At 59.0% G+C, this 12,106-nt stretch carries 11 protein-coding genes; 4 read left to right on the top strand and 7 right to left on the bottom strand.

Annotation, left to right across the window (positions count from 1 at the left end):
* Positions 1 to 18 precede the first annotated feature (18 nt).
* Positions 19 to 480, top strand: coding sequence for a YbhB/YbcL family Raf kinase inhibitor-like protein (locus ACYJRZ_RS23685; RefSeq protein ID WP_459463126.1), 462 nt, complete (start codon positions 19 to 21; stop codon positions 478 to 480).
* On the opposite strand, the gene ACYJRZ_RS23690 is transcribed toward ACYJRZ_RS23685, so the two are convergent.
* Positions 468 to 719, bottom strand: coding sequence for a hypothetical protein (locus tag ACYJRZ_RS23690; protein ID WP_459463128.1), 252 nt, complete (start codon positions 717 to 719; stop codon positions 468 to 470). The two genes, ACYJRZ_RS23685 and ACYJRZ_RS23690, sit on opposite strands and share 13 nt — an antisense overlap.
* A gap of 23 nt (positions 720 to 742) precedes the next feature.
* Here ACYJRZ_RS23690 and ACYJRZ_RS23695 point away from each other — a divergent pair, with 23 nt between their 5' ends.
* Positions 743 to 931, top strand: coding sequence for a DUF3008 family protein (locus tag ACYJRZ_RS23695; protein WP_459463130.1), 189 nt, complete (start codon positions 743 to 745; stop codon positions 929 to 931).
* 49 nt (positions 932 to 980) lie between these two features.
* On the opposite strand, the gene ACYJRZ_RS23700 is transcribed toward ACYJRZ_RS23695, so the two are convergent.
* The 4 genes from ACYJRZ_RS23700 to ACYJRZ_RS23715 form a co-directional block, all read right to left on the bottom strand.
* A complete protein-coding gene (locus tag ACYJRZ_RS23700) occupies positions 981 to 3,356 on the bottom strand; it encodes a phosphoketolase family protein (RefSeq protein ID WP_459463132.1) in 2,376 nt (791 codons plus the stop codon).
* 19 nt (positions 3,357 to 3,375) lie between these two features.
* The gene (locus ACYJRZ_RS23705) at positions 3,376 to 4,548 is read right to left on the bottom strand and encodes an acetate/propionate family kinase (RefSeq protein ID WP_459463134.1); all 1,173 of its coding nucleotides are present in this window, start codon (positions 4,546 to 4,548) and stop codon (positions 3,376 to 3,378) included.
* Between the two features lie 113 nt (positions 4,549 to 4,661).
* Positions 4,662 to 5,039, bottom strand: coding sequence for a hypothetical protein (locus ACYJRZ_RS23710; RefSeq protein WP_459463135.1), 378 nt, complete (start codon positions 5,037 to 5,039; stop codon positions 4,662 to 4,664).
* A gap of 204 nt (positions 5,040 to 5,243) precedes the next feature.
* On the bottom strand, positions 5,244 to 5,468 hold the full coding sequence (locus ACYJRZ_RS23715; protein ID WP_459463137.1) for a hypothetical protein: 225 nt from the start codon (positions 5,466 to 5,468) through the stop codon (positions 5,244 to 5,246).
* A gap of 288 nt (positions 5,469 to 5,756) precedes the next feature.
* Here ACYJRZ_RS23715 and ACYJRZ_RS23720 point away from each other — a divergent pair, with 288 nt between their 5' ends.
* Positions 5,757 to 7,397 carry an FAD-binding dehydrogenase gene (locus ACYJRZ_RS23720; protein ID WP_459463139.1) on the top strand — a complete coding sequence of 547 codons (1,641 nt, stop codon included), beginning with the start codon at positions 5,757 to 5,759 and terminating at the stop codon, positions 7,395 to 7,397.
* 789 nt (positions 7,398 to 8,186) lie between these two features.
* Here ACYJRZ_RS23720 and ACYJRZ_RS23725 read toward each other — a convergent pair.
* Positions 8,187 to 9,920, bottom strand: a complete 1,734-nt coding sequence (locus tag ACYJRZ_RS23725) for a phospholipase D-like domain-containing protein (RefSeq protein WP_459463140.1) — start codon at positions 9,918 to 9,920, stop codon at positions 8,187 to 8,189.
* Positions 9,921 to 10,018: 98 nt separating this feature from the next.
* The gene (locus ACYJRZ_RS23730) at positions 10,019 to 10,693 is read right to left on the bottom strand and encodes a DUF2278 family protein (protein WP_459463141.1); all 675 of its coding nucleotides are present in this window, start codon (positions 10,691 to 10,693) and stop codon (positions 10,019 to 10,021) included.
* Between the two features lie 327 nt (positions 10,694 to 11,020).
* Here ACYJRZ_RS23730 and ACYJRZ_RS23735 point away from each other — a divergent pair, with 327 nt between their 5' ends.
* Positions 11,021 to 12,067 (top strand): LacI family DNA-binding transcriptional regulator, encoded by a 1,047-nt coding sequence (locus ACYJRZ_RS23735; protein WP_459463142.1) that lies wholly within the window; start codon positions 11,021 to 11,023, stop codon positions 12,065 to 12,067.
* Positions 12,068 to 12,106: the final 39 nt, after the last annotated feature.

Here is a 12,106-nt window from a genome sequence, read left to right on the forward strand (position 1 = left end):
CAAGGAGAGGAGGATGAAATGGCTTTGACATTGATCAGCAAGGCCTTTGCCGAGGGCGCGCCCATACCGAGCAAATATGCCCTGGAGGGGGAAAATATATTCCCGCCTCTCGTCTGGGGTGGCGCACCGGAGAAAACCCAAAGCTTTGCGCTGATCATCGAGGATCCGGATGCGCCGAGCGGCACATTCTGTCACTGCGGCATCGCCAATATCCCGGCGCAATGGAGCGGCCTTGTTGAAAACGTAGACGCTAGGCAGGAGCAGGCGCTGCGTTTCTACAAGAACGATTTCGGCAATGCCCGTTATGACGGTCCGCGGCCGCCGGCCGGCGATCCACCCCATCGGTATATTTTCCGGCTTGCCGCCCTTGATGTACCGAGGGTGACGCTTCCCGAGGCCGCTGGCGCCGAAGCCATGTGGCAGAAAGTGAAGAAACATACGCTTGCAGAAGCAAGCCTTACCGGCAGCTACCAGTCGTAAGCCGCGCCTTGCAAGCAGACACGATCGGCGGCCGCCGCCGAGGGATGGTTGCAATCAGCAGACGAGACCGAGACGGATCGCACAAACAGGAGCCGCGCACCTTTTCCGCAGAAGACGCGCGTCAGGGCGAAATCATCCTGAGGCGGCGGTGGCAGCGCCTCGTATTCATCGGCGGGCTCGCCGCGATGGTGCTCCTGATCCTGCTGGTGCGGTTTGCCGGATAGAGCGGCAAATTTCAATGCAGTCCAAAGGAGGCGTCATCATGCCAGCAAAATCGAAATCACAGCAAATGGCCGCCGGTGCGGCGCTCGCCGCCAAACGCGGCGAAAGAAAGAAGAGCGAACTGAAGGGTGCGTCGAAGAGCATGGTCGATTCCATGAGTGAGAAGGAGCTTCACGACATGGCGTCAACCAAGCAAAAGGGAAAGCCGAAACACGCGTCCAAATCCTGAGGTTTGGTCGCTGCACGGCGGTGCTTCCAGCTGAATTTCGCCGTCGGCTCTATCGCTTCCACCGCCAATTTGCGACTTCCGGCATATCCTCGCCGTGCTGCCGGACATAGTCATGATGCCTGATAAGCTTTACCTTCAGGCCATCCACGACCTCCGGCACATTTTCCGATAGGCCGGGAATGCGGTTGATTGCCTCCAAGGCAAGATGATAGCGGTCCAGCTCGTTCAGCACGGCCATGTCGAATGGCGTGGTCGTCGTGCCCTCTTCGATGAAGCCGCGAACATGGATGTTCTCGTGGTTGGTCCGCCGATAGGTCAGGCGGTGGATCAGATAGGGATAGCCGTGATAGGCGAAGATCACAGGTTTATCCGTGGTGAAGATCTGGTCGAATGCCTGATGATCCAGGCCGTGCGGATGCTGCTGCGGGTCCTGCAGAGCCAGGAGATCGACCACGTTGACCGTGCGAATCTTGAGATCGGGGATCGCCTCGTGCAGCAGCATGACGGCGGCGAGCGTCTCCATGGTGGGAACATCGCCGGCGCAGGCCATGACGACATCGGGAGCAATCGTATCGTCTTCGTAGCTCGCCCAATCCCAAATGCCGACGCCCGCCTTGCAATGGGCGGCCGCTTCATCGATGGTGAGCCACTGCGATTCCGGCTGCTTGCCGGCAACGATGACATTGATCCGGTCATAGGTTCTGAGGCAATGATCACCGACCCACAGCAGCGTATTGGCGTCCGGCGGCAGATAGATGCGCACGATATCGGCCTTCTTGTTGGCGACGAGATCGACAAAGCCCGGATCCTGGTGGGAAAAGCCATTATGATCCTGTCGCCAGACATGCGACGTCAAGAGATAGTTAAGCGACGAGATCGGTTTGCGCCATGGCAATTCGCGCGAAACCTTCAGCCATTTGGCATGCTGGTTGAACATAGAATCGACGATATGGATGAAGGCTTCATAGCACGAAAAGAGACCATGCCGCCCCGTGAGCAGATAGCCTTCCAGCCAGCCCTGGCATAGATGTTCGCTGAGCACCTCCATCACTCGCCCGTCGCGGGCCAGATGGACGTCGTAGTCTTCGATCTCCTCCATCCAAACGCGATCCGTAGCCTCAAAGACGCTGCCGAGCCGGTTCGATTCCGTCTCGTCGGGACCGAAGATGCGGAAACTCTGCTTGGCATCATTGAGCTTCAGCGTGTCGCGGAGATAGTGGCCGAGGATTTCGGTGGACTGCACCTGGTTGCTGCCGCGCTCGCCGATTTCAATGGCATAGTCCTTGATGGAGGGCACCAGAAGCTCCCGGCGCAGCAGGCCGCCATTGGCATGCGGATTGGCGCCCATGCGCCTGTCGCCGCGCGGCGCCAGCGCCTGCAGCTCGGGTTTCAGCCGCCCTTCGCGATCGAAGAGATCATCCGGATCATAGCTGCGCATCCAGTCTTCCAGAATCTTGCGATGACCCTCGTCGCCGCGGCAATTGGCGACCGGCACCTGATGCGCTCGCCAGAAACCTTCGACCTTCTTGCCATCGACCTGCTTGGGGCCGGTCCAGCCCTTGGGGCTTCGCAGCACGATCATGGGCCAGCGCGGCATCGGGTCTGGCGAGGTCTTTTCGCGGGCGGTTTTCTGGATGTCGCGGATGCGATCAAAGACGCGGTCGAATGTCTCGGCCATTGCCTGATGCATGGCGCTCGGCTCATGCCCTTCGACAAAGAAGGGTTCATAGCCATAGCCCCAGAACAGCTTGCGGAGATCGTCGTCGCTTGTCCGGCCAAGGATCGTCGGATTGGCGATCTTGTAGCCGTTGAGGTGGAGGATGGGCAGGACCGCGCCATCGCGCGCCGGATTGAAGAACTTGTTGGAATGCCAGCTTGCCGCCAGAGGCCCGGTTTCGGCCTCGCCATCGCCGACGACGCAGGCAACGATAAGATCGGGATTGTCGAAGGCGGCGCCATAGGCATGCACCAGTGCATAGCCCAGTTCACCGCCCTCATGGATGGAACCCGGCGTCTCGGGAGCGGCATGACTCGGAATGCCGCCGGGGAAGGAAAACTGCTTAAACAGCCTTTGCATCCCCTCCGTCGTCTCGGCAATATTCGGATAGATCTCGCTATAGGTGCCCTCGAGATAGGTGTTGGCGACCATGCCGGGGCCGCCATGTCCGGGGCCGCATATATAGATGACGTCGAGATCACGCGCCTTGATGATGCGGTTGAGATGGGCGTAGATGAAGTTCAGTCCCGGCGTCGTGCCCCAGTGGCCGAGCAGCCTCGGCTTGATATGCTCCGGTTTCAGCGGTTCGCGCAGCAGCGGATTGTCCATCAGATAGATCTGGCCGACCGATAGATAATTGGCCGCTTTCCAGTAGCGGTCGATCAGGGAGAGGTCCTCGGGCGAAAGCGGTGTGGTCACGGCATTCATCTGCGTCTCCTCGTTTTCGTCAGGCGATGAGGGCGACCGCCTCCTCGGCGATCGCCCGTTCCTCATCGGTCGGGATCACGAATAGCTTCACGCGGCTGGATGCCGCGTTGATCGAGGTCAAATTGCCGTCGTTAGAATCTTCATCGATCTCGATACCCAGCCACTGCAATCTTCGTGCGACGCGCGCCCTGATCTCAGGCTGGTTCTCGCCGATGCCGGCGGTGAAGACGACGACGTCGATGCCGCCGAGTGTCGCGCATAATCGCCCGATCTCGCCCGATATGCGCAGGCAGAACAGGTCTATGGCCTCGGCCGCTTCCGGGCTCTTGTCTTCAAGCAGAACCCGTGTGTCGCCACTGATGCCGGAGACGCCGAGCAGGCCGCATTTATGGTAGAGGAAATCCTCGATCCGTTCGGGCTGCGGCATTCCCGTCCTCATGAGATAGAGCAGGGCGCCGGGATCCAGCCAGCCGGGACGCGTCGCCATCGGGATGCCGTCAAGCGCTGAGAAACCCATGCTCGTGTCGCGGCTGATGCCATTTTCCATTGCGCACAGGCTGGCGCCGCTGCCGAGATGGCAGGCGACGACCTTGCCCTTTGCTGCTTCCGGATCAATCTCTCGAAGCTTCGCGGCGATGTATTTGTAGGAGAGCCCGTGAAAGCCGTAGCGGCGCACGCCGTCGTCATGCAGGGCGCGCGGTATCGCCAGCCGCCGCACGATGTCGGCTTGCGACGAATGGAAGGCTGTGTCGAATGAGGCGGCCTGCGTGATGTCCGGCCGCAGCGTTTGCATCGACCGAATGGCGCGCAGGGCCTGGGGCTGGTGCAGAGGCGCAAGGGGCACAAGCTTCTCGATCCGCTCGATTGCAGCGTCATTCAAGAGAGTAGCCTCTTGAAACGTCATGCCGCCATGGACGACGCGATGAGCAACCGCGCGGAGCCTGCCGGGAAGATGGGTCAGCAAATGATCCAGCGTTTCGGAAATGACGGAAGTGAATTGCGCGTCGTTGTCCCCCCGGATCGCCTTCTCGTAACGATCCTCGCCTATCGAATAGCGAAGCATCAACGGGCTCTGATCGAAATCGATCTTGCCGCGGCCGACATTTCTCGGTTCCTTTGCCGTCAGCTCGAAGACCCCGATTTTCAAGGTCGAGGAGCCGGCGTTGAATGTCAGCAAGACATCGTCGGTCATGTCAGCCTCTGGAGGGTGTCGACTACCGTTAGCTAGCGCGCTTGTCCTCGGAGGCAACCGGGTATAGGCCGCATGCCATCCTTATCGATAGGGCTGTGCACTTCCGTGCGTCGTCAGATCTCCATCACATCCTCGAACGCCTCGGGGAAGCTTTCGCGCGCCACTTTCTCGTTGATGACGAGCATGGCTTCGTAGGACAGCGGATCGAAATCCTTGTCTGCGGGCAGCACCTCGCGCCCAAAGAGGAGGTTCAGCCGCGCAGCATCCAGATTGCCGCGCTCGAAGGGCTCGGCTCCGAAATGATGCCAGAGCGCGTGCAGGAATGCGGCATCGATCCGGTGTTCCTGCGTTCCCGGCCGCGCGCGGCGCGGCAGTTTCTTGATCGGTGTCACGCCTTTGGGATTGGCGCGGCGAATGGTGAACTGCACGCCTGTACCCGGCATGCCGGAAGGAAAGCCGCGATGTTTCGTCATGTCGGGAAGCTTGCCCATGGCTGCTGCTCTTCTCCTGTTAAGCAATCGGTTGTTTGCCTTTTCCGATGTCAGGCAAGCCGATGCGAGGGAGAAGGCCGTGTAGGCGTCTACTCTGTCGTGATTTCTCTCTAGCAGTCAATTGTGAAACGAGGCTTTCGTTTTGCCGAAGGGATGCCATCCTGGCGCGACAATGGGGAGAGTTCTCTGCTCCGAAGGTAAAGGTTATCGCTCGCTAGTAAGCGGAGCCGCTAGTTGAGGTGAATCCTGCACCAAAAAGGCCGGTTCCAAGTCAACCAAGTGATACATGAGCGCAGCAAGCGCGACAAAAAAGACAGCGCCTAGAATAAAGCGGAGGATTGTCGGCCATAGGTAAACCATGATGATCGGTGCCAGACGTGCCAACATCGAAAGCCAATCGATAAGTGTGGGCGTCTTCTGTTTATACATGATGTTTCCTTTGAGGGCTGGTGACGTCGTTCGTTACCATCCCCGTTCCCTCCGAGCCGCTGCCCGCCTGAGAGTCCTTTCGTGGCGACAGCGGCTGTCTCATCAGCAAAATGGATGATGGGTCGCCGTCAGCAGCGGAAGACAACATGAGTTTCATGCAGATTTTGTGGAGGCGAGATGCAGGCTTGGTGGACCGGTTCCTGACATCTTTAGGTCCGTTATCTATTTTACTTTTACGTAAGCTTCATTAAGCTTCGTTTGAATATGCTGTTCGCTTGGGGAGAAGGAATGAGCGATCGTGCAGATGTCGTCATCGTCGGAGCCGGCCTCTCGGGCCTTGTTGCCGCCTGCGAACTGATAGAGCGCGGACGGCGAGTGATCCTTGTCGATCAGGAGCCCCGCGCTAGTCTCGGTGGTCAGGCCTTCTGGTCGCTCGGCGGCCTGTTCATGATCGATACGCCGGAACAGAGGCGGATGCGAATTCGCGACAGTTTCGATCTCGCTCGTCAGGATTGGTTGGGGGCGGCAGGTTTCGACCGTGCCGAAGATTTCTGGCCACGTGCCTGGGCGGACGCCTATCTCAATTTTGCCGCCGGCGAGATGCGCAGCTGGCTGCATGGGCTTGGCATGCGCTGGTTTCCCGTTGTCGGCTGGGCAGAACGCGGCGGAGGCCTTGCCGACGGGCACGGCAATTCCGTACCGCGCTTCCATGTGACCTGGGGTACGGGTCCTGGCGTTCTCGATCCATTCCTAAAGCGAGTTCTGGCGGCGGAGAGGGAAGGTAAGCTCGAGCTGTTGTTCCGTCGGCGGGTGACGCGGCTGATCGGCGATCACAATGGCATAACCGGCGTGGAGGGCGAGCTTCTGGAGGAGGATGATATCCCTCGTGGTCAGCAATCGAACCGTGATGTCGTCGGGGACTTCTGCATCGAGGGCGCCGTGATCGTGGCGAGCGGCGGCATCGGCGGCAATCCGGAACTGGTTCGCCGCGCCTGGCCCGTCGAACGTCTTGGCGCACCACCGGAGCGGATGCTGAGCGGCGTGCCCCATCACGTGGATGGCTTAATGATCGGTCATGCCGAAGCAGCCGGCGCTCGGCCGATCAATGGCGACCGAATGTGGCACTATACCGAAGGGATTGCCAACTGGGACCCGATTTGGCCGAACCACGGTATCCGCATCCTGCCAGGCCCGTCGTCGCTCTGGTTCGACGCCAATGGCAATCGCATGCCCGCACCTTACATGCCGGGCTTCGACAGTCTTGCGACGCTGCAGCATATCTGCAAGCTCGGTCATAGTTACAGCTGGTTCGTAACCACACAGAAGATCGTCAAGAAGGAGTTCGCTCTTTCGGGTTCCGAGCAGAATCCGGATCTTACGGGGCGCGACATGGGGCTCCTTCTGCGCAGCCGCCTGGGGCGGTCGGCTCCGCCTCCGGTGGAAGCCTTCAAGGCGAATGGCAAGGATTTCGTTGTTGCCGAAACGCTGGAAGAGCTGGTCGCCGGCATGAACCGTATCGGCGACCACCCGCTCGATCTTGCACATCTACGTACCCAGATCGAAGCTCGCGACCGCGAGTTGGACAATCCCTTTGCCAAAGATGCCCAGATCGTTGCCTTACGACAGGCGCGCGGCTATCTCGGCGATCGATTCATGCGCACGGCCCCACCGCATCGCATATTGGATGCGAAAGCCGGACCATTGATTGCAGTGCGCCTCAACATTCTCACACGCAAATCTCTGGGCGGGCTTGAAACCGATCTGAATAGTCAGGCGCTTGGGCAGAGCGGCGCGCTCATACCGGGATTGTATGCCTGCGGTGAGGCGGCAGGCTTTGGCGGTGGTGGATATCACGGTTACAACGCGTTGGAGGGCACATTCCTCGGAGGATGCATTTTCTCCGGCCGCCAAGCGGGACGGGCAGCATGAACCGGTCGAAATGGACACTATTCTTAGGAGAGGGTGTCCGACGACACTGCGAGGGCATGCAGTCTCGTCGGACGCTGTAATGGCCGGCTCGGGGGTGGCATCCAAGCCGGTAGAGTAAGTCATAGCATCTACCAGAGGTTTATTTAACCTACCCGAATGGACGGCTGGAAACCTTGGCGGCGAGGAAACCAGCAGCTTGTGCGCATGAAGAACAATCGGCGCTCCCCTATCGGCGTCATCTCATCCCAGCAAACGCCGCGGAATTATTCATGTCCGGTAGTTGGCTTGCGAAGTGTCGTTATGAGCCGCTTTCCGCCAGTGGCGCAAACGCAGAAGGTATAGAAGCATCCTCGCCCTTTCGAAATAGCCGCGCGTCGGAGGCGAGCTGCTATCGTCGTGCAATGAAACCTGACCGAGCTCGCTGGCGAAGCCGGGCGGCTCGGCGTTGCCGGCAATCTCGTGCCCTGAAGTGAACTGCCCGGCGGGGATGGGGCGATGCACACCAGCGAGCCTCCCGTGATATTGCCCAACCATCTCGCTTGACCCGTCCATATGGGTTGTGACCACGAAGGAAGCCCACACTGTAAGCGCCAAAGCGCCGAGAAAGAGAAGCATGGAAAGAGGGCAGCGAGGCAACATTCGGGAATCCAGATTGTTGCCAAGCCACTAGAAGCTGAAGATTGCGTTGGCATTACACATGCACAAGCAAGTCGAGCCGTGCCCGCAATGAGGATGACAGGAGGTTATCTGCGATCGCGGATCGACCTCTACGCGATGCCTGGGCAGGCATTAGACGCTGTCATTCTTGCCGAACCAGAAGTCGAGCTCGCGTATGCGGCGCTTGTCATAGGGCTGGTCCGGCGATTTGATCTGCCAACTGTCATCATCGGCTAGGCCGGTCCACTTCGGCGCGCCGCCCTGTCTTTGGACGGACTGCCGCCAACGGTACTGGGCATAGATTTCCATGATCTTGCCGGCATATTGGCTGGCAAGATCGCCATTGCCGGTGATGATCACCAGGTTCTCGTCGTTCACGCCGCTCGCCTTCGGACCCATATTGTGGGAGCCCGTCATCACAACGGGATTGGGACCATATGGATCGACGATAACCACCTTGCTATGGACCATGGCGTGGGCCGTCGGCAGCTTCAGAACTTCCTTCTGCCAATAGGAAAAACGGCCGGGGATTGCGGCGGGCAGCACGACATCGGCATTGGCGTCGATCCGTTCACCTCTGTTGAATAGCACGACAGGGTTTTTTGCCGTGCCGGGGTTCTGGTTGACTACGCCCTGGATGTAGAGATCGGGCTTGAACGAAGGGCTCGAGGGAGAGGCAAGCTCGATGATGTCGTTGAGAAGCGTACCGCGAGGACCCGGATTGAACATGGCGAACAGGATGCCTTGCTGCGCACCGCGGATCAGCTCGCCGGCCTGTTCGAGATCAAGCCCTTCGTGCATGGGCGTGAACCAGACCGTCGTATTCTTGGCCTTGGACGTTGTTCTGGGCTCGGCATTGCTTTGATAGAGGGCGGGCGGAGAATCGTTGCCGTCGGCAGCAAGCGTCTTCCACTGATCAAGGTAGAATTGCGCGACGGCCGGGTTGTCGATCAGAAGCGCATTGTTGGCCTGCGTGCAAAGGCCGGTCATCGTCCAGTTCGTGCTGCCGGTCCAAACGGCCTGTGGCGATTTGCCTGCGTCGCATATGACCAGGAATTTGTTGTGCGCCAGCGCCCGCGGCGCGCTCATGCGATCCCTGACATCGCAGGAGGATAGCTCGGATCGGGCGTCTTCGTTTTCATCATCGCCCTTTTTCTTGACGCTACCATTGCCAAGCACGATATGGGCGCGTTTCTTGAAGCTCTGCAACAGGGGAATGAGCTCAGGATCGTCCAACTCGAACAGGGCGGCATAGATATGTCCGCCATTCGAGCGAGCATCCTTGAAGAGCGATACCAGCTTGTCGCGAATCGGCCCCGCAAGGAATTGGCGGATCGGGTCTTCCGGATTGGCAATTGCCTTCTTGAGTTTGGTGGTAGGTGCCTCTTCCGGCAATAGGCGGGCAAGCCATTGGCTGGCGACGATGCCCCGGTTGAAATAGCAGCTGACATGGCCGCTGGTTTCAGCTCCGATTTGCATGGCATCGCTCCAGTCCGATACATGATCGGCCGATTCCTGCAGTGCCGTCTCGGTCCCGACCATGGCGGACACCCGGTAAGCGACGATATCGCCCGGATTGACGGCGAAATCGGACCAGAGATATTTCTGGATCGGCCATTCCGTCGTCGGCTTGCGCGTGCCTTCCTCCACGGGCGGTCCGTCGGCGAAGCCGACCCAGCTTGCGACGATCTCCTCATGAAAACCTTCGGCATCGACATCGGAAACCGTATTCGGGCTTTGCGGGCTTCCGGCCGCCCGCTTGATCTTCCGCCGCAAAGCAAAGCCACGGCACTGGGCGATGAAATCGCTGCGCCACGCGATAAGAGCACTATCGACACCGGGATGCACGATCAGACTAATGTTCATTTGCCCTCTCCCTGGATTATTGCTTCCGTTCCTCTCATTGCGGCGGCGTATCGGATTTGCGCCGATACGCTGACTCTGCTAAGCCTTGGTCGAGCGTGTCAGCTAAGCGGCGCTCCTGTCTGGTCGTCGGTCTTTAGCGCCTGGACGCTGAAGCGCACGAATAAGGCTATGGTCTCGCCGCCGATAAAACGGATGAACAGCCCGCCATCGCCATGGACGCGATTGTCGTCGGAGAAACTGCCGGAGTTGCCTTGCATGAAGTGGATATCGTGCACGCCCCGTTCCGGACTGAAATGAAAAGTTTCGTCGCTTCCCGGATCCTGAAAATACTCTCCAAAGGCGATAATGACAGCGCTCGCGTCCGCTTTCGCGCGCTCGATCTGTCCGTCGAGCATGTTGGCGAGCGATAACTGTGCGCCTTCTGCCGGAATCGCGGTCATGTCATCGATCGGGAAAAGCGTGTCGCGAATATAGTCGAGACCTTCGCCCTCCGGTCCGGTCTGCAGGGCCTTGAAGCCTGCTGGGCTTTGGGCAAGGCCGGCAATATCGTGGCCGCTATTGTCCTTGAAATCCGGATCGTAATGAACCATCACCTCGCTGCCATCGACGGATTGGACATTGACGGCGATCCGGAAATCCTCGTCGCCTGCTTTGACCCAGATCTCATAATGCGGCGAAGATCCAGACGGTTTTATCGTGCCATCGGCGACCTTTCCGACCAGGACTCCGTAGGTGCGCTTGGTATTCTTGGGTTTGCGACGTTCGCGTGTCATGAAAGGACCCTTAGTGGAGCTGGAAAAATGCTTGCCTGCTTATTCGCCAATAACGAGTGCGACTTTGAGCTGCCAGCTAAGTAGCTTTATTGCACTTTGCGTCATGGCCATGACGATCTCATGAATTGCCTTGCACACGCAGGACGGGCGCGGCGCGATTTGGGCTTTACAACTTTCCGAAATCGCTAAGGAGTTATGTGTCCATAGCCGCCTATGAAAATTTTCCTCAGGACTGGATTGTGATCTTGCGTCCGAAAGCAAGTGAGGCAAGAGTTCCGGGGCCTCTCGATGCCCGAGCGGCGCGGCGCGGAAATTTCGGCAGGCTCTATGAAAATACCCAAAAGAATCGGGATTCTGGACGTCGCTCGGCTGGCTGGCGTGTCGGCTACGACGGTTTCGCGTGTCCTGAATGGCCAGGCCGACAGCCGCATCAGCCTGGAGACGCAGGATCGTGTCAGGGCGGCGGCGAGCAACCTCGGCTATGTTGTCAACCGTCTGGCAACGTCGCTTAGAACACATAAGACCGGTGTGTTCGGGGCGATCGTCAATAGCCTCTCCGGCCATTATCAGCCGCATCTGACAAGCCGCCTTCAAATCGTGGCGCAACGGCGTGGCGTGGAATTGCTGGTCGCGCAGGCCAAGGGCGAGGCTGGCGAAATCGCTGGCCAGTTGCGCCTGTTTCAGCAGGATTTTTTTGACGGCGTCATTATGGTGAGCGACCTTCCGGGCCAGCAGGCGCTCTGCGATCATCTCGATCTCATGGGTAAGGCCCATGTGACACTTGGTGCAGGGTTGACGGGCCCGCTTCCTGCGGTTCTGACCGATGATCGGCTTGGCATTGGACTGCTGTTCGATCACCTTGTAGAGCTCGGCCACCGCCGCATTTCCTTCGTCTACCGCGTCAGCCGCAGCGCGCTTCGCGACCGGATGTCGATTTTTCAGGACGCGGTTGCCGGCAGTGCCGGCTTGATTGCCGGCGATGTCATTTCCTTTGAGAGGGGCGAGCACGACCGCAAGCTCCTTGCCGATCTCCTGGCATCGCCGGAACGCCCGACGGCTCTTATCTGCGGCAGTGACGGTATTGCCATCGAGGTTGTCGCCTTCCTGCGTGATCTCGGCCTGCAGATCCCCACAGATATTTCCGTCGTCGGCTATGACAACGTGCCCGACACCGCCTATTGGGCGCCACCGCTGACGACAGTCGCACAGCCGACGGATGCGCTATGCGAAGCCTCGCTCGATCTTCTGGTTGAGCTATCGAACCTTCAGATGGACGCACGCGTTGCAAAGCGTCCGATACGGTTCGTTACCCCCGAACTTGTCATACGTGCGTCATCGAGCGCGCCTAGTTTGCGGCCACTTTCCCTTGCGTAAAAGAAGAGACGGTCTTGAGCGCAAGTGGTCGTTTTTCAT

Source organism: Rhizobium sp. No.120 (assembly GCF_054558365.1).